Source organism: Ureibacillus massiliensis 4400831 = CIP 108448 = CCUG 49529 (assembly GCF_000772965.1).
GTDB classification, from domain to species: domain Bacteria; phylum Bacillota; class Bacilli; order Bacillales_A; family Planococcaceae; genus Ureibacillus; species Ureibacillus massiliensis.
The window spans coordinates 1-21,484 of the sequence record NZ_JPVQ01000007.1; the positions used below are offsets into that span (position 1 = coordinate 1).

19 protein-coding genes and 1 tRNA gene are annotated in these 21,484 nt (G+C 32.6%); 4 read left to right on the top strand and 16 right to left on the bottom strand.

Features of this window, described 5'->3' with window-relative positions:
• Nucleotides 1–150: 150 nt before the first annotated feature.
• Nucleotides 151–723: a hypothetical protein gene (locus tag CD30_RS05685; RefSeq protein ID WP_036173705.1), complete on the bottom strand. Its 573-nt coding sequence runs from the start codon at nt 721–723 to the stop codon at nt 151–153.
• A 304-nt stretch (nt 724–1,027) separates the two neighbouring features.
• Here CD30_RS05685 and CD30_RS05690 point away from each other — a divergent pair, with 304 nt between their 5' ends.
• Nucleotides 1,028–3,232 carry an EAL domain-containing protein gene (locus tag CD30_RS05690; RefSeq protein WP_052126058.1) on the top strand — a complete coding sequence of 735 codons (2,205 nt, stop codon included), beginning with the start codon at nt 1,028–1,030 and terminating at the stop codon, nt 3,230–3,232.
• Nucleotides 3,233–3,277: 45 nt separating this feature from the next.
• Here the strand turns inward: CD30_RS05690 and CD30_RS05695 are convergent, their stop codons facing one another.
• The 8 genes from CD30_RS05695 to CD30_RS20625 form a co-directional block, all read right to left on the bottom strand.
• Nucleotides 3,278–5,263, bottom strand: coding sequence for a glycoside hydrolase family 3 protein (locus CD30_RS05695; protein WP_052126059.1), 1,986 nt, complete (start codon nt 5,261–5,263; stop codon nt 3,278–3,280).
• Nucleotides 5,264–5,485: 222 nt separating this feature from the next.
• Complete coding sequence (gene ade / locus CD30_RS05700) at nt 5,486–7,264, bottom strand: adenine deaminase (RefSeq protein WP_036173708.1); 1,779 nt, start codon at nt 7,262–7,264, stop codon at nt 5,486–5,488.
• Between the two features lie 18 nt (nt 7,265–7,282).
• Nucleotides 7,283–8,059, bottom strand: a complete 777-nt coding sequence (locus CD30_RS05705; protein WP_036173712.1) for a nucleoside phosphorylase — start codon at nt 8,057–8,059, stop codon at nt 7,283–7,285.
• Nucleotides 8,060–8,084: 25 nt separating this feature from the next.
• Entirely contained in the window at nt 8,085–9,098 is a 1,014-nt protein-coding gene (locus CD30_RS05710) for an ABC transporter substrate-binding protein (RefSeq protein ID WP_036173715.1), read from the bottom strand.
• 228 nt (nt 9,099–9,326) lie between these two features.
• Entirely contained in the window at nt 9,327–9,662 is a 336-nt protein-coding gene (locus CD30_RS05715) for a Na-translocating system protein MpsC family protein (RefSeq protein ID WP_036173718.1), read from the bottom strand.
• A 319-nt stretch (nt 9,663–9,981) separates the two neighbouring features.
• Nucleotides 9,982–10,770, bottom strand: a complete 789-nt coding sequence (locus CD30_RS05720) for an N-acetylmuramoyl-L-alanine amidase (protein ID WP_052126060.1) — start codon at nt 10,768–10,770, stop codon at nt 9,982–9,984.
• Between the two features lie 529 nt (nt 10,771–11,299).
• The gene (locus CD30_RS20715; RefSeq protein ID WP_170215806.1) at nt 11,300–11,479 is read right to left on the bottom strand and encodes a DUF5316 domain-containing protein; all 180 of its coding nucleotides are present in this window, start codon (nt 11,477–11,479) and stop codon (nt 11,300–11,302) included.
• Nucleotides 11,461–11,583, bottom strand: coding sequence for a hypothetical protein (locus tag CD30_RS20625; protein WP_268871081.1), 123 nt, complete (start codon nt 11,581–11,583; stop codon nt 11,461–11,463). Before CD30_RS20625 ends, CD30_RS20715 begins: the two co-directional genes overlap by 19 nt.
• Nucleotides 11,584–11,802: 219 nt before the next feature.
• Between CD30_RS20625 and CD30_RS05730 the strand changes: the two genes are divergently transcribed.
• Nucleotides 11,803–12,828: an S-layer homology domain-containing protein gene (locus CD30_RS05730; protein ID WP_052126061.1), complete on the top strand. Its 1,026-nt coding sequence runs from the start codon at nt 11,803–11,805 to the stop codon at nt 12,826–12,828.
• Between the two features lie 370 nt (nt 12,829–13,198).
• Here CD30_RS05730 and CD30_RS05740 read toward each other — a convergent pair.
• A tRNA-Arg gene (locus CD30_RS05740) sits at nt 13,199–13,272 on the bottom strand.
• A 245-nt stretch (nt 13,273–13,517) separates the two neighbouring features.
• Nucleotides 13,518–14,582: a toll/interleukin-1 receptor domain-containing protein gene (locus CD30_RS19410; RefSeq protein ID WP_052126062.1), complete on the bottom strand. Its 1,065-nt coding sequence runs from the start codon at nt 14,580–14,582 to the stop codon at nt 13,518–13,520.
• Nucleotides 14,583–14,961: 379 nt separating this feature from the next.
• On the opposite strand from CD30_RS19410, the gene CD30_RS05750 reads away from it, so the two are divergent.
• Entirely contained in the window at nt 14,962–15,396 is a 435-nt protein-coding gene (locus CD30_RS05750; protein ID WP_052126063.1) for a DUF4231 domain-containing protein, read from the top strand.
• 356 nt (nt 15,397–15,752) lie between these two features.
• Here CD30_RS05750 and CD30_RS05755 read toward each other — a convergent pair whose 3' ends face one another.
• From CD30_RS05755 to CD30_RS05765, 3 genes are all read right to left on the bottom strand, one after another.
• On the bottom strand, nt 15,753–16,988 hold the full coding sequence (locus CD30_RS05755) for a TRAFs-binding domain-containing protein (protein WP_036173724.1): 1,236 nt from the start codon (nt 16,986–16,988) through the stop codon (nt 15,753–15,755).
• A gap of 18 nt (nt 16,989–17,006) precedes the next feature.
• A complete protein-coding gene (locus tag CD30_RS05760; protein ID WP_036173727.1) occupies nt 17,007–17,477 on the bottom strand; it encodes a TIR domain-containing protein in 471 nt (156 codons plus the stop codon).
• Nucleotides 17,478–17,851: 374 nt separating this feature from the next.
• Nucleotides 17,852–18,406 carry a recombinase family protein gene (locus CD30_RS05765; protein WP_235802007.1) on the bottom strand — a complete coding sequence of 185 codons (555 nt, stop codon included), beginning with the start codon at nt 18,404–18,406 and terminating at the stop codon, nt 17,852–17,854.
• A gap of 346 nt (nt 18,407–18,752) precedes the next feature.
• Here CD30_RS05765 and CD30_RS05770 point away from each other — a divergent pair, with 346 nt between their 5' ends.
• Nucleotides 18,753–19,742, top strand: a complete 990-nt coding sequence (locus CD30_RS05770) for an S-layer homology domain-containing protein (protein WP_052126064.1) — start codon at nt 18,753–18,755, stop codon at nt 19,740–19,742.
• Nucleotides 19,743–19,929: 187 nt separating this feature from the next.
• Here the strand turns inward: CD30_RS05770 and CD30_RS05775 are convergent, their stop codons facing one another.
• Entirely contained in the window at nt 19,930–20,490 is a 561-nt protein-coding gene (locus CD30_RS05775) for a hypothetical protein (protein WP_036173733.1), read from the bottom strand.
• 23 nt (nt 20,491–20,513) lie between these two features.
• Nucleotides 20,514–21,299: a hypothetical protein gene (locus tag CD30_RS05780; RefSeq protein WP_036173737.1), complete on the bottom strand. Its 786-nt coding sequence runs from the start codon at nt 21,297–21,299 to the stop codon at nt 20,514–20,516.
• Nucleotides 21,300–21,484 lie beyond the last annotated feature (185 nt).

Here is a 21,484-nt window from a genome sequence, read left to right on the forward strand (position 1 = left end):
TCACAAAACATCGGAGATGTTAGAAGGTGTGGGTTATTTGACGCTTACAATTTATTAAATGTTGCATCAAGAACAGAAGCCGTATTAGCTGCAAAAGAAAAAAATTTGATATAAAAAAAACAGTCTCAAATATGATTTTGAGACTGTTTTTTATATATTAAGGGGAATGAAATCATCGTTGTAGTTAGTAACTAAGTATCGTGACTCAAGCTCAATTGCAACTTCGTAAAGTTCTTTTCCGTACCTTTTCATCCAGTAATTCACATAATTTGTATTGTAAGCGCGCATATATTGAAGATAAAAAACTAAGTTTTGAAATAAAGCACTTAAAAACTCTTCTTCCGTAAAACGAGACTTAAATACTTGAGTTTGATTTAGTTGGTTTTGTATTTTAAATGTAAGATTCCCTTCTCTTTCTTTAACAAGATAGTAGACTATTGGTTGTGTTAAATCGAGAATCTCTGAATATCCTGCATGTAAATAATTTTTCATAAGCCATAAATAGGATACCCATGGTTCAGTTGTTAAAATTTTCACTGGACTTAGAATTTTCCCATCTTGAATAATTTCTATACAGTATCGGTTATAAATGCTCGATATTTTAGATGAAATTTGCTTCATTTTTAAAGTATTATCTACTCTAATTAACTCTTCTTGTTTTGGAACATAATTAGGAAAAGATACACCTTGTACGTCTTCAATATACGTATTTATGACGATCATTAAAAATCCCCTCCTGAGGCTAAAACTCTTCATAATAAATTTAACACGAATAATTATTATTTTACGACAGGGTAATACCGATATTTCAAGGGCATATTACCGAAACACTATATGTCGGTGTCATATCGTCAGTTAATTAGACCTACTATTATTACATCAATAGGTATTTTCTTCTATTTATTGATAAAAACAATTTCTTTTCGATAGGAGATATAGAAAATTTTGTGTTCTTTTGGGGAAAGCTAATAATGGAATAGGTTTAAACATCTATGTGAAAGAATTCAGAATTGAATGGTGGATTTTCATGAATGACAATTTAAATGAAAACTTAGAACACTACAACAATGAACCATCTCTTCATATAAATGATCAAAATTTAATAAACAGCTTACTTCCTCATTACGAAAATACGGACATTGGTATATGGTGTTTTGAGATTGACACAGAGAACTATTCAGTCATGTCTAGAGGTATCGAATATATCTCAGGATATCCTAAAGAAGCATTAGAAAATGAAATAGAATGGACCTCTCTTGTACATCCAGAAGATTTACCTAAATTCCTTGAAAATAACAAGTATTTAGAAAGTGGAAAAATTTCACGACAACAATACCGAATTATTGATAAACACGGTCGTGTTAAATGGCTGCAAGATTTTACAATTCCAACAATTGATACTAATGGTAGGCTTATTAAAATTGATGGTATCACTTCAGATATTACCGAGCAGAAATTAATGGAAGAGAAGCTGAAATTTTTATCAGAATATGATCCTTATACGAAATTACCTAATCGTAGAAAATTTTTTAATGCCCTTGAGACTCGTTTTCATAAATACGAGGATAAAAATCGTAAATTCGCTGTCATGACTATTGATATGGATAGATTTAAATTCATTAACGATACTCTTGGACATGAAATTGCTGATGAATTATTTAAAGAAGTAGCTTCTAGACTTAATAATTTATTATCACCATATGACTTATTGGCTCGATACGGTGAGGATGAGTTTGCAATATTAATTGACACAATCGAATCTATCGAGTCTATTACAACAATTGCAGAACGAATGATCAATGCTTTTAAAGAACCTTTTTACATCGAGAACTATCAGCTATATGCAACAGCAAACATCGGCGTCAGCACTTTTCCTGAAAATGGGAATAATAGCATTGAATTAATAAGAAATGCAAATCTTGCTTTATATAAATCACAAAAAGCAGGCAAAAACAAATATCATATCATATCCCATTTAAGTAGTATCCAATCTTTTAAATCCTTCAGCCTTGGACGAGACTTGAAAAAAGCTTTAGAAAATAATGAAATGGTCCTTCACTTTCAACCAAGAGTGGATGCTTTTACAAATGAAATCATTAGTGCAGAGGCATTAATTCGTTGGAACCATCCTGAATGGGGAATCATTTCTCCCATTGAATTTTTAACAATTGCTGAGGAAAACGGATTTATTGAAGATGTTGACAATTGGGTGCTAAATGAAGTTTGCCATCAAATGAAGTTATTAAAAGAACGTCAAATATTAACAGTCCCAATCTCAATAAATATTTCTGCTGTTCACTTTTCCGTTTATAATTGGCAAGAAAAAGTTGCTTCCATTATTGAAGACTACGGAATTGATTCAAAGGATTTAGAGTTTGAAATAACAGAAAGCCTGCTATTAAATAATGACGATTCTGTTCAACACACGCTGAATGCTCTTAAAAGCTTAGGGATTAAAATCGTGCTAGATGATTTTGGAACAGGCTACTCATCACTTTCCTATTTAACACATTTCCCTTTCGATATTATAAAAATTGATAAATCCTTTACCCAAAACATGGTGATTAATGAAAAGGATTTATTTATAGTAAAATCAATTATTTTCATGGCAAAGGGATTAAATATTAAGGTAGTAGCAGAAGGTGTTGAAACGCTTGAACAATTAAAGCTTCTCAAGGAAGAACAATGTGATGAAATTCAAGGGTACTTATTTAGTAAACCTGTGCCGATTGAAGAGTTTATTTCTTTATTAAAGAAAAAATCTTTAAAACCACTTGATCCAAGTGTAAAAGGTGCTGAGAATAAAAGAAAATATAATCGTATTGAATTACCATATCCACTTGAAGCAGAAATGCGACTTGTTTCCTTCGCTGGCCAATCATTACAATTAGGAAAATCGCATGCATTAATACAAAACGTGAGTATTGGTGGGTTACGTTGTATAACAAATCTTAATTTACCTGTACGTGGGGATATCCACCTGCAATTTGATACTGAAATTTTAGATCAAGCAATTCGCTTAATTGGGAAAGTTATTTGGAAAGAAGAAATGAAAGAGGACTTATTTGTTTATGGAATCGAGTTTGTACAAAATGATGAAAAACAGCCCTCATTTAAGATTTTATTAGATCAATTAAATGATGAACTAAAAAAGGAAAATGGAGTCTTTCTTAAGAAAATGATAAAGGGAGATATTACGGTTTATTTTAATAAGCAAAAAAAGTTCTTTTAGCATTGTACACGAAAAAAGCTCAGGGACGCCTGAGCTTTTTGTGTTTTAATAGGACAAACCATAGTTAAATTTATATTCATTTCCATTCGTATCACGATAAATATAGGAAGGGTCCTCTCTAAATCCTGGTACGTCACCTAAATCTCTTTTTACAGCTTTAGAATCGGCTGGTATAGTAAATGGTAATTTTCCAGCTGGATTGAATTTCCCCCTTAAAACATCAATTAAACTTTCTATTTTTACACCAAAAGTTGCTACAATACTTGCAGCATTCGGTTCGAATTCATTAATCAACCATGGATTTTTAAAATCAATCGCTAAAATCGTCGGTATTTTCTTTTGAATTTCATTTATTCGATAGACATTTTCAATACCAGTATCTGGCCCAATCGTTAAAGTACTTTCATTTTGACTAAGTGGATCGATTTTTGGCATTACCAAAATAAACGCATGAGTCGCCTCATCAATATTATCTGTTAAGGAAATGTTCGGTGCATAGTTTTGGAAGATTGTTTTTAAATCAAATGTTGCTTGACCATTTTCTCCTGCTGGAAACATTTCAACATAAAGTTTTATATGTTGAAGTTTATCATCTGTAAGTGGTAGTACATTGTCGTTATTTTTTAGCAAAACAATTGATTTGCGATGAGCTTCGTCTGCCTTTTCTTGCGATTTTGAATCATTTACAATTTCAAGAGCTTTCTCAGGATCAACATATGGATTTTCAAATAAGCCTAGTTCCATCATTTCCGTAATCAAGTATTGCGCAGATTGGTCGACTAACTCTTCACTGACGAGTCCTTGATTAACAGCCTGAATGATTGGCATAGGATCTGTAGCACCTGAAAATAAGTTCGTACCTGCTATTAATGCTTTTGCATATTTCTCTTCTGGGGTTAAATCCATTGCCCCCCATGCCTTTTCTTGTACCGTCCCTAAATCTGAATTGACATAGCCTGAAAAGCCTAATTCCCCTCTTAAGTAATCATTGATAAAGAATTTATTCAAAGCAAAACTAACTTCTTCAAATTGTTCTTTTGCATTTGTTGGGGTTAAATTTTGATGAACACTTTCATTGCTTGGATACGCGATGTAAGGCATGATTGATGCAGCATTTGCCTGAATCGCGGCTTTAAACGGAACTATATGGTACCTTAATAGACTACCTTCAGTTGTGTAACGATTGTATAACTCTTCCTCAAGTTGCGGTGTCTTTCCAAAATCACGGACACCACCGCCAGGAAAATGACTTATCGTTGTTGATACTCTATTTCCTTGATACCCTTTTACGATTCTAGAAATAATATCGGATGTTAAAGCGGGATGCTCCCCAAAGGTTTCCTCAACGTTAAACCACAGTGGATCCGTTGCAACATTTGCAGAATAACCAAAAAGCTTACGAATACCCGTTGCACGAAATTCTCGGCTTGTAATACGTGCAAAATCCTCTATTAATTTTAGGTCTCGTGTTGCAGCTAAACCTAGAGGATTCGGCCAAAATGAAAATTGTCCACTATTTCCTTGTAGTGGTGAGACTGTCTGATTGAAACTTGAAATATGATTTCGAGGATAGGAAATCATTACAACGGGTATTCCTAACCTAGACCATTCAACTGCCTCTTGTAACTGATTATGATAGTTGGCTATTACATCTGCTCTTACTGAATCACGAATAATAAAATAACGTGTTCCTTGGTCTAACTGTTCGTTTGGTTGTGCTAGTAGCCCGTTTTCGAATTTTGGAAACTCAGGAATTAATAATAAACCAGCTTTTTCATCTAGCGTCATTTTTGATACTAGATCTTTTGCACGCTCAGAAGCTGAAAGACGCCAATCCTCATATGGATCGAGTGTTTTATTTCCATTCAAATCTTTGAATGTTAGTCCATCAATTGACAACGTCTTTTTTATTTTAAATCCTAGCTCAGGCTGTTTAATCTTTTGCCCATTCGCCTGAATTTCTGGCATTGCTAAGGACACTAGTAGTATGACAGTTATTCCTAAGACTAAAAATTTTTTTAAACTAACCATCTATTCCCTTCCTTTACTTATCACTTCCCAATTATTTTGCCTTTACTTTTTGGTTTTATGTATTGGGAATTGGGTGAAGGAGGAATATAAAATATCGAAATAATTCAAAAGTTGAAGTAACAAGGAATCTTAAATTATAAAAAGTCATCGAAAATCTATATGACAGAAGTATTAACCAAAGAACGAGGATCTCTTCTTTTGAATTTGGCACTCATGTTATTTCTAATTCATAATCTTATTTTCTTCAAAAAGTGAAATGATGCTGTGAGACTTTACTTCTACTAATCCTTTATCTGTTAAGCCCAGCTCTGGTACTGTTGGAAGAGAAATAAAAGATAGGCTCATGAATGGCGAAGGAATTTTACAACCCATTTCATAGGTAATTTCATTAAGTGCTTCAATTCTTTCAATTACTTCTGGAGCATCTAAATCACTCATCAAACCAGCGATTGGTAGTGGAAGTACACCTTTTATTTCCCCATCACTTACAGCAACGAGTCCCCCTTGATACTTTTCAACCGTTTTAACTGCTAATGCCATGTCGTCATCATTTGAACCGACAACAACAATATTATGATGGTCATGAGCAACACTGCAGGCTAAGGCACCATTTGAAAATCCAAATCCACGGACGAAGCCGACTCCAACATCACCGTTTACACCATATCTTTCAACAACAGCTAGTTTAAGAATATCTTTTTCTAAATCAGTACACACTTTTCCATCTTTAATAGGTAGATTTTCTATACTTTTAAAATTAATAATTTGATCAGGATAAATATTTATTGTTTTTACTTCAATGCTATCTCCTATTGCTAGGACCTCGAATTTATTTGTTCCAAAGTCATCACTTAATTTTACTGTTTTAAGTAAATACTCCGGATATATTCCTTGCTTTGAATTTTCAAGAATCTTTCCATTCTCAGCGACTAGTTCTCCATGGAAAAATACATGTGTAGGGCTTATATTCTTTAAATCCTCAACCAATAAAATATCTGCCCACTTCCCAGGCGTAATTGACCCTAGTATGTGATCAATTCTAAAATGCTTAGCCGTATTAATAGTAGCTATTTTTAAAGCTTTTAATGGATCCAATCCAAGCTCAATTGCTTTGTTTACCATGTAATTGATATGGCCCTCATGTTTGATTTCATGTGCATGTTTATCATCTGTACAAAAAAGAATGTATTCTGTTGGTAATTTATGTTCTAACACTCCAGTTATCAAAGTTTCTATATTTCTTTCTGTGCTTCCTTCTCGAATCATAACCGTCATTCCTAGACGAATACGTTCTAAAAGCTCCTCGTAATAAACACATTCGTGATCATCGGTAAGACCCGCTAATGCATATATGTTAAGGTCATCCCACTGAAGTCCAGCTGCATGACCATTTGCAATTTTGCCTAATCTGTGAGCTGCGTTTATTTTCTCTAAATATTCCTCCTTCATTCCTAAGACCTTTGAAGGATCAAGCTCACCCATGCTAACAGAATAGCTTTCTCCTAATAATTCCGTAACTTCCTCCAGTCCCATGACACCACCAGTAGTCTCTAAGCCTGGTGCAGTCGGGACACGGGATGGAACTTCTAAAAACATATTATATTTTATTTGTCCTTCTGAAGCCTTCATTAAATCTCTTACACCTTCAAGACCCGCCACATTACCAATTTCCATTGCATCCGTAAGCAAGGTAGTTGTTCCGTGTGGTACAATAACATCACCCAACGCTTCTGGTGTTAAAAGAGTTGGCTCAATATGAATATGTCCATCTATTAGCCCCGGGATTAAATATTTTCCTTTGCAATCAAACTCCTCCTTTGCTTTAAGTTTATGTTCATGATGAATTGCGATAACTCTTCCATTTTTTATATATACACAACCACTATTAAGCACTTCTTCTGTATGGATAAATACAACTTTGGCATTAAGCAATACCAAATCTGCAAACTCAAGCCCTTTTACAGCAAGTAATTCCTCTTTCATTTCTGTTATATTTCGCATTGATTATTCCCCTTATTATTATTTATTGGCTATATCCTGTTGAATCATGATTTTTACCGCTTCTATACCTGTTTTAATAGCATCGTCCATTGATATCTCTTTTCCTAGATGTTCACCTGCAAATTGATTATCACTAACTTGCACTAAGCAACCTGCCCGAACTTTTTTAATATCAGCAATTGTAAACAGCACTGCTGCTTCCATTTCAGATACGAGAACTCCTGCCTTTTGATAAGCATTCCAACGTGCAACAATCTCATCGACCATCGGAAATGTTTCCGGTCTAATCTCAGTATAAAAAGCACTTTTTGACTGAATAATCCCAAAAGTATGAGGCATATTTAATCGTTTGGATGCGTGAATCAAAGCATTCACCACATCTAAATGAGCTACAGCTGGGTACTCAACTGGTAAATAATAAGGTGATGTACCATCATCACGAACTGCCCCTGTACTAATAACAAGCGAACCTGGTATAAGTTCCTTTTGAAGTGCACCAGACTTTCCAACTCGTATAAAGGTATCTGCTCCGATTTCTATTAATTCTTCCATAGCAATCGCAGCGGATGGGGCTCCAATACCAGTAGAACACGCAGATACCTTCACGCCATCAAGATAACCTGTGTAGACAACATACTCTCTATTTTCAGCAACTTTTTCTGCATGATCAAAGTATTTTGCAATCTTTGGAACTCTGCCTGGATCCCCTGGTAAAAATACATAACGTCCAACATCGCCCTTCCCACAAGCAATGTGATATTGTTTTCCCTCAGCTACTAAATTTCGTTCACTCATTCTTCTTTTCTCCTTTCAAAGTCTATTATTTTGGTAAAAATTCTGTAGTAAATGCTTGTGTTTCATCAAATGAATCTTCAAGTAAACCCGCTTCTACCAATTGTTCTTTTAATATCTTCCATCGTTCTCCAGACATATAGCCCATACCATTGGTTTCTGCATCCCCCCCAAAAATAAATTCCCTAGATTGATCTGCACTATAATTGAACATTTCTAAAGAATAATCAGGATTAAACTCTTGAATATAAGGATTTATTTCTTCTGAGTGATCTTTGTAATAGTTGTAACCATCCACAGACGCCTTTACATAAGCCGCTACAATGTCTGGATGTTTATTCATATAATCTTCTGTTGTAAACAAGGTCATTACATATGGGTTATAACCTGCAAAGTCTGCAATTAGATTGCTTTCATATCCAAAATTCTCTGCTTCAAGAGAGAAGGATTCACTTGTTATATAGCCTTGATTAGCAGATCCTTTTTCTGTCATGAATGGAGATAAGGAACCCGTGTAAGTCATTTCGTTTACATTCTCTGGATTAAATTTTGTTTTAATAAATTCCCAATATGGGAGGCCAGGAATTTTATATAATGTTTTATTTGATAAATCTGTAGGTGTATTTAATACATCGCCTTCATGTGTAAATAAAGCTAGCGGATTCTTCTGAAAAATCGTTGCAATGGCTACTAAAGGGATTCCTTCTGATCTAGCAATTAAAATTTGATCTGCATCTGCCATTCCAAACTGATGCTGACCAGTTGCAACAAGCTGAATTGCTGAAACTTGTGGTCCACCTGATTCAATTGTCATTTCAAGACCTTCATCCTCATAATAACCTTGGTTCATAGCAGCATATAATCCACCATGTTCTGCTTCTGCAAACCAGTTCGTAACCTGTGATACCTTTGCCAGCTCTTCATTTTCCACTTGTGTGCTTTCTTTTGTCGTATTCTCACTCGTTAGATTAGATTCACTATTTGAGCATGCTGTAAGGATTATTAATAGTAAAACGGAAATTATGAATAAAAACTTTTTCATACTAACGTCCTCCCTATTTTTAGTTTGTATTTATATTAAATAGCTAAAGTTTTTAAATTTTGTATCACCTCATTTTTAAGATTTATATATATAAAAAAAGAGCCGTAAAGGCAGAAAAATCTTTCTACCTTCACGGCTCTTTCCTTCCGTAAACAGAGGGTAAGCTTCCGAATAATCATCTATTATAGAAAAAACGATTATAACGCTTTTTCTACAATTAATGTTTTCCTATTTTATTTCAAAGCAAACTACAATACAAGACATCACTGCCTTTGGATCATAGTCTCCGAATAATCCTATTACTTTAATATTGTAGAGTGCTTCTAATTCTTCTTTGATTCTATTTTTGTACTTTGTTGATAATGCAGCATCTAAAGCCGATACTAATTCACCGTACTCTTCACTTAACGAATCTAAAGCGACAATTCGCTTTGTTCCTGCTAGAATAATGATTTTATTATCAGATATATCAATTTTCTGATCATGTACTCCAACACCAAAAATTTCTTGATATACTTTTATGTTTAGACGTGCGACATCTTTATTAGAAATTTGGATTATCATTATTACCAGCTCCTTGAAAAGCTAATACAATAATAGTAGCAATAGTTAATAAATAGCGCCATTTCCTTGTAAGCTTTTCTGACATGTTTTTTATTTTTGAAATTCCATTTTTTGTGAAGGTGTTTCAAAGGAAATACTTAAAAACGAAAATTATATAAGAAACATATAATTTTCCTAGTTTTCTAAAAAAATAGAATAAGCTTCTTAAAGCTTTGAAAGAAAAGATTTAAGAAGCTTTCTAACTATTTTTTAGTTAAAGGTGCGTAACTCTTTAGATACTAAACTCAATTATTACTGCCTTGTGTAGTTTGTTACTAAATTATCGATCAAGCTTCGCATAATGTACAGCAAGTTCATAGGCAATGGCAGTATAATCACCAGGCTTCAAGATACCTTTGTTATGGTTTTCAATCCATTGTGGCTGATATCTTAATTCCTCAACTGCTTTTTCTACTAATAATTGTTTAGTAGCTGGTGAAATTACGCGCATTAAATATTTATATCTCATCGTTGGTGAGTAAAAATCCAAATCATCAACAACTCCGTTTCGACTTAGTCTAAGAAACTTTCCAAGTGCCTGAGCAATCAATTTACCTGCATTTTCTAACACATTCCGATCTCGCAGTTTTTTTATATCAATACTAGAATCCATGAAACCACCTTCAATTAATATTGCCGGCATTAACGTTTCTCGCACAATGTGTAAGTTTGCACGTTTAATCCCTCTGTCACTTAACCCATATGCTTTCACAACAGCAGGATGAATTGCTTCTGCTAATTTTAAACTTTCAGAACCAGGATCTGTATATACATAAGTTTCTACACCAGTATGTGTACCCCACCCATTACCTGAAAGAGCGTTATGATGGAAAGAGATATAGTAATCTGCACCCCAAGAATTTGCACCATCCGTCCTTGCATCTAACGGTACGTCTTCTTCTCCTGTTGGATCATCAAATCGTTTGAGTGTTACATCATCATATAATTCTAATTCTTTTGCAAATGCCCGAGCAACTTGATCATTAAAAGTCCATTCACGTTCATCATCTGGAGTCCGTTTTCCAGGGGTATTTATTCCATGGCCTGCATCATATCCAATTTTAACCATCATTCATCACCTTTTGGTTTATCATATGCCAATGCTTGATTACTGCCACTACTACCCTATTTCGTCAGGCCTATAAAGTAGGGATTCTACGATTTTGTAACATAAATGTAAAATAAAAACCTTCCTCATGTGGAAGGTTAATGTGGAAAGTTAAGTAGAAAAGGCTCATTTTCTAATTGTTTATTCTTTAAATCAATATCTTTTCGATTTGGGGAAATATTATTTTAATTACGTAATCCACTGAATTATATAAGATGCAAAAACGGATTGTAGCATTGGAAAAAGAAATAAAAGAGATGAAGACAGGGCTATAGTGTTTTCTATTCTTTACAGCTCATACCCTGCTTAGCGTACGGTTTGGAGGTTTGGAGGTTCGAATCCCTCCTGGGACGTTACGTCATTAATGAGCACATCTGTATGCACCATTACCGATGCTTTGATTAATAGGATATCACTAGAGTTGATAAAATGATTTAATCATAGATTATTAGCTTATTCATGGAACACAACTATTTTCAATTAATTTGGTTCAATTAAGATAAAAAAATAATGCGACTACAATGCTTGGGAGTCCGATTAAAACGGATTGCAGGCTCCTATTAGTTCTTTGCACTCTATCTTCATCTGATTCGGTAGAAAGATTTGCTCTCAAACGATCTCCACTTACAAATACTCCTGATAAGAGACAAGCTACCCCAAGAAAAAACACCCAATGCCACCTGTAATAGTAGGAACCATTTCAACACCCCATATTAATATTGCCATTGTCACACCTAACAAAGTGAATAAACATCCAATCAATAAATATTTCATATTATCCCCCCTGGTTTAAATAAGGATATGGAGGTGATTAGATTCATTTTCGCTTGAATTTCTTCATGAAAATGGATATTTTTTAAATGAAGGTAGGAGTTTATTTATTTAAATAATAAAACTTCTTAATATACCCCGTTTGTATATAAATAAATCCCCTTTAATTACCAACACACAATAAACCTCTAATATATTACAATTATGGTTAGAGGTGAAAAAATGAGGAAAATCAAAAACGTTTCTAAAACAGTTGTAACATTAGGACTAGTCGGTGGAATACTAGTTTCTTCACTGGGGGATAACACCGCATCTGCATCAGAAGTCCATTATAAAGATGTAAAATTAACTGATAACTTCTACGATTCAGTAGAATATCTATTAGAAGAAAATGCAATTAGTAAAACATTACCTAATTTCAGACCATATGAAAATATTACTCGTGGTCAATTTGCTAGTATTTACTCAAAACTATATCATCATACCTTCCAATTAAAAGGTTTAGGTAATACTAAATTTAATGATGTTCCAAAAACTAACCAATATTATGAGTTTATTGATATGCTAGTTAGAAATGGAATTATGAGTGGTTATGGTTATTGGGCAGATACATTTGGGGTGAATGATTCTTTAACTCGTGGTCAATTAGCTGGTATTATAGTAAACTACCACCTTCCAGCTATTTCTAATGAATTATATGGAGAACGTGGCGGTGAAGTATCTGATATTTTTGATGGTAAAGACTTTAAAGGTCAATGGGGAGAAGCTTTAGCAACCCTTGATTATTTAGGGATTATGAGTGGTTATAGCGATGGTAGTTTTAAACCTAATGAACCTATTAAGCGCTCGCAATTTGCTAACATAATGCATAATATTGAAAAATTTAAGGAATCAGATATAGTTTTTGTTGGTCACAGTAGTATTAATTGGAAGTTTGAAGAAGTAGGCTTAACTGAAGAAGAAGCTATAAAGTTGATAAAATCATTTGATAATGATGTAATAACATTCATTGATGATTATGAAATATATAATAGTTATCCTTTAGGAAGAAATTTACCCGTATATATCTTTAACCTAAAAGAAGGTACATTTACCGTTGATAATCTCAAAATTACAGTTGAATTTGTTGAGAATAAAATTATTCCACAACTTATCGGTAGATGGGAATATACTGTTGAAAAGATCGAAAGTGAAGTACAGAATACAACAACTAATGATACCGTGACTATTGTTACGGAAACAAAATAATATGTTAAATGTAATCCATGAGAGTATAATTTCTCGTGGATTTTTTTATCTTTAAATCAATAAACCTTTTTAGATTTAGCTTGCCCAATATAGTTGGATCAACAAAATATTTTTATTCGTGAATCCAAAGCTGTTTCAGAATAACTGAAAATGCTTGTTCAATTTAAATTATTTCGCTTTTCTTGCTGCTTTTTCATTTGAATTAACGGCTGTTCAATTTGAGCGTCAAAAATCCCCTTCTTTTTAGACAAAAGAAAAAAGCACCTCCACATACAACTCATTAGTACAGAAACTCGACTGACCGAGCCCTGTAAAATTGAATCATAAGCGAAAGTGCTTATTTCTCTAAGTATAACGTTATAAAACTGTACGTCCCAGGAGGGATTCGAACCCCCGACCGTACGCTTAGAAGGCGTATGCTCTATCCGGCTGAGCTACTGAGACAACTACGTTTCTTTGAATTTAGGGATTCGGTCAAATTACGTTCTTAGACCGAAAGTATCTTGGAATCAATGGTAACATTATTGAAGTTTAAAGTAAATCATGATTCCTTCATTCCCTGAGAGTGCATTAGGTTAATAAAATATCTATATAAGATACCTCACCTAATATCGGAAACAATAAGTGTAGCTCTTAATTGCATATTGATTCTTATCCTGTATATGCGATTCATAATAGTCTGATTTAAATTATTCCCCTGAGTGATAAATAGTCACTCCAAATATTTCTTCCCAAAAATCTGAGTAAGCTAAATCAAATATAATCCCCTCATACTCTTCATAGAAGCGTCCTTCCAACTTTTCAGTAATATTCTCATCTAAGAATTTTTTAAATTCCCATATTTCTTCATTTATTTTCCGAATTTGTGGATGTTCTTCATTGGGTTCCCAACCGTCTTCGAACTTCACAAACCCCCTATTTTCAAGTTTTTTTAGTTCATCATTTGCACTCGGAGAATATAACCCTCTTTCATCACTTTTTCTTGCATCATATCTATATGCATGAAAAAGTACACTTGGAAGCACATGAGGTAATTTACTAATAATCGCTGCTACTTTATTTGACTTCTCTTCGAATCTATCCCATTCATCCATTTTAGAGTAATCGTACTCTTTGATTTCTTTCTTGTTTTTCATTTGTCTTAATGCTTCATTTTCTTCTTTCAATCTATCTAACTCTTCTTCAGCAAGTTCATATGCTTCTTTATATTGTTCTATATCTTTTTGTAGTTTTTCAACTGTCGTTGCAGATATGACTACTCTATTTTGCATAGCAACTTTAAATGGTTCTAAGTAACTTTTATAAAATGTATTAGCCCTTTTGGTAAACCTTGGAATATTTACAGTACCTACTCCTCTATCAATCATTGCTTGAGCTAATCTAACAATATCCTCTTCAGAATTTAAAATTAAATTTTGCAACCAAGAACTAAAAGGAGTATTTTGTAATGCATTGTGTTTAAGGGGAGGAATTATTACAGGTACTAAAGCTTTTTGATTTATCCATGTAGCTCCTAATTCACATAAACAAAATTGACTTTCCAAAAAATTAGGTGTTATTAATGGTAAGACTATATTAGCTTGTTCCATTCCTTTTCTGATACTCTCAATCCAATCTTCGCCCACTTTAAGCTCTTCATCAGAAGTAAGAAAGAAATTCTCTCTATGTAAATTAAATTGATTCTGAAGTAAATCCATTAATGCAATTGCCAAATCTCCATCTTTAGAGGAATGGCTTATAAAAATTAAAGTCATTTCTATCATCTCTTCCTTATTAAACAAATATTAACAAAATTATACCTTTTAAAATAATTAGTGTACATAAAAAGGTTTAATCACTTATTTAATATTGCAATATTATTATTTCTTCTCACGTAAGAATTTCAAAAGCCCTTATTATAGTAGATACTAATTTATTATTTATTTTCATTTCACGATATAACTTTTCTCTTAAAAGAGAACCAGATACGCTACGCAAAGTTCCCACAACCTTTAAATACATTCATTGTATCTATTGATTAATTACATTCGTGAAAAACACTTTGCCCTTCAACTAATTTTGTAAGATAATTGAGTTAATGGAATATTGGAATGTTTATAAGGACTCCTATTGGAGAAGTGAGGTGATCTTCAATTGAACATTAGTGAGGAGGAATATTTTCAAGAAAGATTAGACGACCAAATCAACTGGTACGACAAAAAGAGTGCTCGATCCCAAAAATTATATAAGAGTCTTAAAGGTATAGTAATATTCCTTTCAGCTTCTATTCCATTTTTTGTAGGTTTTATCTCAGATTTTGAGTTTTGGGAAATTGTCGTCAGTGCTATTGGGGTAAGTATTGCTGTAATTGAAGCTTGGTTAGGTATAACTAAATACCACGAACATTGGATTGAGTATAGAAGTATTTGTGAAACATTAAAACATGAGAAGTACATGTATTTAACTAGAACAGGCGTGTATGATAATGAAAACCCATTTAAGGTACTTGTTGAGCGAGTAGAGAGTATCATATCCAAAGAAAACGTAAATTGGGCTAGTTTAAATAATATCCAAAATGCGGAAAAATAGAATAAAAAAATATTGTTTATCTAGCTGTAAATAGATATCTATTATTTTGAAATGAATAGGGAAGATTTCTTAAACTTCCCCTTCATTCACCCGATAAGTTATTTCTTGAAAAGTTTTATAAGTCATATACATTCCATTTACTCCCAAAGAAGTTATCACAAACTTATAAAACATGTAATCAAGCTCAATCCCTATTGGGTTTCCAATATAAACAATTTTCTTATTTATTTACAACAAATTTGAAATCCAATTATAATAAATAATACCTTTTTGGTTTTAATGGTCTATATCTTATTAACTTCTGCCATCTAAATAGTTTACCTATACTATATATCTATAAATTTTTTATAATCTCGTTAATCAGATATTAATGGCGATTTAGATAGAAGCATTTCCAATCTCTTTATTTGATTTTCTGTCGTTTCTTTTTGCCAGTTTCCATTAGCGACTTCTTCTGCTCGTTTCTTAATTGTTTTGTATTTCTCTAATTCTCCTAAACCAAAAAAAGCTTCTTCCAAAGTAGCTAGTATCCAATACTTATCGTTTCGATTTTCCAAGTCACTGTCCAATAACTTTTGACATATTTTTATTACTTGCATACGAACTCTTTTAGCTAAAACAAAATCTGCTATAGCATCATTTCCAGAAGATTGATATCCTCTTTCATTTAACATATAAGATAGATTTATCCCATTATAGTAGTCATTTTGAATAACAAAACCCTTTTGGTAAAACATAATCGATTTATCCAAGTAAATAGATTCCTTCGTTTCTTCCCATAACCTTTTATAAATTGCTCCTGCCAATCCTAATGTTTCAACGTCATGTGTTTCCTCAATGTTTAACGGTCTTAATGTCTCTAACGCTTCTAATAATGCACTTTTATGATCCGGGTATTTTGATTTATAAGTTGTTAAAGCAAGTCTTTGTCTAAGGTAACTATTTTTATTATCAATAGTTAATGCAGATCTAAATAGTGCCTTCGCTTCAATGAAATTACTTTGATTCATAGCATGATTGGCATTCTCTATTATTTTGCTTAAAGTATGTTGGATGCCTTCATCATTAACATTTTGTTGATCCAAGAATTTCAATTCTGGAAATTTCAAATCCTTAAGGAAAGTATAAACAGGACTATCTACTTGTGGATTCTCAAGTATCTTATTAATTGTTTTCTGTAACTCTTTCTTAAAACGAATTACTTCACTATATCCGATATCTTTACCAAGATGTTCATATTGATATATAAGAGTATGACTAACATCAAAAGGTGGGATTAATTCTTTCTCTGAAATGGCAATTGTAGTATACGGTCTAAGAGCATGTCTTACCCCCAACTCATAGAACGCATTAGGATTGTAAGTTGAAAGATCTGCTATAACAATATCACTTGTCAATATATATTTGTACATGGGAATATCTATATTTCCAGAATGCCTTATTTCATCTGCTCTTTTACAAATAATACCCATCTCTGTAACTGCGGGTTTAATAATATTTTCGTAAGTTTTATCCAAATCTAGAACTCTTCCACTACTAAAATCGGTTCTAATACCGTAACCCATGATTACAAAGCAAGTTTTCTCCTTCATCATTTCTCCACCTCAATATTAATAACCTAGTTTAGTATAGACACTATTTTTATAGGAATAGTTACCAGTTTTATTCATCTGGTAATTTTCTAAAGCATATTTTATTATTTTAGGTGAAAATGGTACGAAAATAGCACCTATATCACGAATTACCGGTGGACAAGTTTCTCTTACCATTTCACGTGACCCATCTAAATTAACCCCAATAATTGTGCACCCCTTCTCAATTGCAACTTCAGCTTCCCATTTTACGTATTTGTACTTATATCTCGTATCCTTTCCAATTAATAATATATATTTACCAGCAAGATTGATTCTTTCCCTGCATTTCCTCTTAATATAAGACTCATTATCAGAATGAATCTCTGTATGAAGCTGACAATTAGTAAAGTTAAAATCAATATTCGTATTATTTTTCCAAGCTAACATTAATCTATATTGTGTAATATCAGTACTACTAAATCCAACAAAAGTCCGGGGTAATCCCATTGTACTTCCTCCCTATAAAATTTTTGTGTAAAAATTTCGAAATTATAACTTATAATCATTTATCCGTTACAATCAACCTACACTTCACCTTGAATTATACCAAAGATTAACAATTTATTAAAACCAACATTCAATTTTAACCAAAGAATGGCTTAATAAAGTCTATATTTTTTACTGCATTAGTTATAAGAATTATGCACTGTATCTTTTCTACCAATATTTAATATCGAAAGATAATATTCACCAATATTATTACTATTTCATGGTGTGTGAGTTAACCGACTATGGGTTTACCCTCAATCAATGGTCCAGAAAAATGTGGAAATATACCCCGTACCTAAACATAAAGAAAGAGACCCTTTTGGGGTCCCTAACTAACTTACTTGTTGGTGTTCTTTAATTAATTTATCAAGGGTTGGTCTTGATATTCCTAGTTCTTTTGCAAGTTGTGACTTTGATACTTCACGATTCATATATCTGTGATAATGTTTTGAAAAGTCTGGGATTGACACTTCTTTTCGACCTTTATATTTCCCTTCTGCTTTAGCAATTGCAATGCCTTCACGTTGTCTTTCAAGCATATTTTCACGTTCAAAGTCATTAATAGCACTAATCATCTTTAGCATTAGTCTGCCTGTTGCTGTTGAGGTATCGATCTGTTCTTTAATCGATACTAGTTGCACACCTTTTGATTCTAAAAGTTCAACTAATTCTAACAGGTCTTTTGTGGAACGTGCTAGTCTTGAGAAGTCTGCCACATAAATCGTATCACCTTCTCTAGCAAACTCTAACATTTCTTGAAGCTTTGGTCTGTCCGTATTTTTTGCCGAAACCTTCTCTTGGTATACCTTATCTATTTGATACTGTTTCATAGCTTCTACTTGTCTTGCTTCATTTTGTTCTATAGTTGATACTCTTATGTATGCCATATTCATTTCATCTTTCCCTCTTTACTAATCTGATGAATTAAAGATAACATATTGCAAATTTAGAATCCATAATACCATTTACATTTTGTAAAATATATTATTTTTATTACTTTAAATTTACAAAATTTCAATATATACAAGTTGTAAACTTAAAGCACGCTCTAGATTTACAAACTTATAGTTAATAACATCTTCAAATAACTGAGATCTCTGTAATTTTGACATCTCTTTTTAGACACTACTTAAGTTCAACAGTCTCTTACTACCACTCTACATTTGCCACATTTTGGAACTGTCTAATACAACAGTTTTATACTATCATTATTAATTGAGGTGAAGGAAAGACATGAACAAATTAACTAAAACATTATCAACAGTAGGATTAGCAAGTGCAGTATTATTCTCTTCAATGGGTGGAGCATCAGCATCAGAAGTACACTACAAAGATGTGAACAAATCTGATAACTTCTATAATTCAGTTGACTATTTACTAGAAAAGAATGCAATCAGTAGCACAATACCTAATTTCAGACCATACGAAAATATCACTCGTGGACAGTTTGCTAGTATCTTTGCAAAGGTTTTAGGTTTAGATGTTACTGACGTTGAAAACCCAAACTTTAAGGATGTTCCTACTACACACCAATTCTATAAATATGTTTCAGCACTTGCGAATGAGGGCATCATCGGAGGTAAGGCTGATGGTACTTTTGGCATCAATGAACCTTTAACTCGTGGTCAGATGGCAGGAATTTTAGCTAAAGCTTATGATATCAAGGAAATCGATACTACAGATTATGAAGGGAAAGCTTCTGACATTTATAGTGGCACATATTTTAAAGGTCAGTGGGGAGATGAACTTGCTACACTTGAAACTATTGGAATCATGAGTGGTTTCGGTGATGGTAGCTTCAAGCCTAACGCACCTATCAAGCGTTCACAGTTTGCTAATATGCTAGTTAAAATGGAAAATATCAGTATCAATGCTTTTGACCATGATTATATTGTTAAACTATTTAAAGACTTAGGTGTATCAGAAAAAGTTGCATATGAAAAAGTGAAGTCACTTAAAGATAATAACACTATGAGTTATTTATACTCTTCAACTGATATGCTTCAAGGCGATTATGATGTTCTATTATCATACAAACATGTATTCGAGTTCAAAAATGAAGGCGAAATTACATTTGACGATATTGATGTTAAACTTGTAGTTACTAATGATTCTAAAAATGGTTGGGGTTTCACTGCTGAAAAGATTGAAGAAGAACCAACTGTAGAAGAACCTACAACAACAAATGATACAGCTACAGTAGAAACTACTGATGCTAAATAATAGTTAATTAAAAATCCATGAGAAAACATATCTCATGGATTTTTTGATTCTTTATACTTATTAAAATCACAGTTTTATTAGTTATGTAATGTTAATATATTTTTAAAAAGAAGAAGATCATCAAATCAGAGACTCTCCTCCGCCCTAAATACTCCGGTAAATCTTTAAATTATTGAATTTCCTTTCTTTACATAGCATTTTTTATATCCTCATTTATTAAACTGATAAATGAATTTATACTCAGTATGCAATTATCTATAGTAAGATTATTTTTTTCTTCTTTTAAAAAATCTAGGAAAAGTTCATCAAAATCTCCTTTTGCTATTCTTTCCATAACTAAGACAGTTTCTTCGGTAAATGCTCCATATAATAATTTTGTATCAAACTGTTCCAACAATCTTAGTTTGAGTACCGGTAAAAACATTTTCATTTCGTACTTAAAATCCTTATCATTTTTCATAAATATATTAAATTGTTTATTTAACCTCTTTGATAGTTGTTGAAATACATATTCATACGAATTTAGCGATAATTTTTTATCAGATATTTCCTTACTAATAATTTCATCTAATTTACCGTTTAATAAATCTCTCAAAATCTCCACATCTAATGATCGATTATAAGGACCGGGAATAATCATAAGATCATACATACAATATAGCTTAGTCTTAACCATACTAATAGTTAGTGACTTACTTACCTCTATATTTTCTCTTCTTATAAATCTTGCGTTTTCTTTATTCTTCAAATTAAATCACTCCATCTTTTTATTCAGTTTCTCTTATTCGTCTGATACACCGATATCTGCACCTTTAAATTTCTCTCTATCAGTTCTATAAATGTACTCTGCCTGCGAAACCGCCCATTCAGCAGTATGTTCCTTATGAATCCATCTTGTACAGAAATTCTTTGTTGTTGTATTGTTAATATGAAAATGAACAAAGTATAGAATTCTTTTTCATACAAAGCTTTGAGGTATTCGACTACCGTTTTTCTGTTTATTTTTGTATTTTTTACAATCTTATCGATGCCAATATATGATAGTGGAACATTCTTATTTGAATCCGAACTATCATAAAACATATTACCAACCATATTGAGGTAGCATGCAAAAATCTTTGGCTTATAATCGCTTTGCATCGAAACTATCTTTTGAATATCTTTGTAAAACACTTTAGCAAAACCCCATTGTTCGTCCTTTCCAGTTGGTTTGATAAAGTAGTTGTTAGAGGGCTTTAAATCGTCAACTAAATTGTCCATTATTGAATCTTCGTAAATTTCAATGTGTCCCATCTCTTGCAATCTAAGTAAGGATTCTTTAGTTCTTGCCTTTGTTTTACTTTGTTCCGTATTCATACCAATGAATTTCATCAAATGAGTAACACCAGTAAAAGCGACTCCTAGAAAGTTGTTTGCTAAAGATTTTATTATTACTAAATGGTAAATATCTAATTCACCACTTTTGCCCAATTTTTTAGTTTCCATTAGTGATTTAGATATTTTAATAAACGATTCTTCCCTTTCTTGCTTTATAGTTGATTTTGTTTCTGTATTCACTTTTCATTCTCCTTCCTGTAATATTTCCACATATATAGAAAGATTTAATAGGTGCTTTTTGAGGGGAGAAAAGGAGGCATTGCCGACTTTCCGCCCTCATTTGTATCTATTATATTTTCTTCTATCTAGTATTCTTCTATCTATTCCCCCTCTGAGATCTCGTGAACAGACAGTCTAAGACTAGT

What these genes read in the sequence shown, in the direction of transcription:
- CD30_RS05710 (WP_036173715.1), bottom strand. Translation starts at nt 9,098, where the DNA reads ATGAAAAAGTTTTTATTCATAATTTCCGTTTTACTATTAATAATCCTT.
- CD30_RS05760 (WP_036173727.1), bottom strand. Translation starts at nt 17,477, where the DNA reads ATGGGATTACCCCGGACTTTTGTTGGATTTAGTAGTACTGATATTACA.
- CD30_RS05730 (WP_052126061.1), top strand. Translation starts at nt 11,803, where the DNA reads ATGAGGAAAATCAAAAACGTTTCTAAAACAGTTGTAACATTAGGACTA.
- CD30_RS19410 (WP_052126062.1), bottom strand. Translation starts at nt 14,582, where the DNA reads ATGACTTTAATTTTTATAAGCCATTCCTCTAAAGATGGAGATTTGGCA.
- CD30_RS05720 (WP_052126060.1), bottom strand. Translation starts at nt 10,770, where the DNA reads ATGGTTAAAATTGGATATGATGCAGGCCATGGAATAAATACCCCTGGA.
- CD30_RS05685 (WP_036173705.1), bottom strand. Translation starts at nt 723, where the DNA reads ATGATCGTCATAAATACGTATATTGAAGACGTACAAGGTGTATCTTTT.
- CD30_RS05765 (WP_235802007.1), bottom strand. Translation starts at nt 18,406, where the DNA reads ATGGCATACATAAGAGTATCAACTATAGAACAAAATGAAGCAAGACAA.
- CD30_RS20625 (WP_268871081.1), bottom strand. Translation starts at nt 11,583, where the DNA reads ATGAAATATTTATTGATTGGATGTTTATTCACTTTGTTAGGTGTGACA.
- CD30_RS05715 (WP_036173718.1), bottom strand. Translation starts at nt 9,662, where the DNA reads ATGATAATCCAAATTTCTAATAAAGATGTCGCACGTCTAAACATAAAA.
- ade (WP_036173708.1), bottom strand. Translation starts at nt 7,264, where the DNA reads ATGCGAAATATAACAGAAATGAAAGAGGAATTACTTGCTGTAAAAGGG.
- CD30_RS05755 (WP_036173724.1), bottom strand. Translation starts at nt 16,988, where the DNA reads ATGAAGGAGAAAACTTGCTTTGTAATCATGGGTTACGGTATTAGAACC.
- CD30_RS05770 (WP_052126064.1), top strand. Translation starts at nt 18,753, where the DNA reads ATGAACAAATTAACTAAAACATTATCAACAGTAGGATTAGCAAGTGCA.
- CD30_RS05705 (WP_036173712.1), bottom strand. Translation starts at nt 8,059, where the DNA reads ATGAGTGAACGAAATTTAGTAGCTGAGGGAAAACAATATCACATTGCT.
- CD30_RS05695 (WP_052126059.1), bottom strand. Translation starts at nt 5,263, where the DNA reads ATGGTTAGTTTAAAAAAATTTTTAGTCTTAGGAATAACTGTCATACTA.
- CD30_RS05690 (WP_052126058.1), top strand. Translation starts at nt 1,028, where the DNA reads ATGAATGACAATTTAAATGAAAACTTAGAACACTACAACAATGAACCA.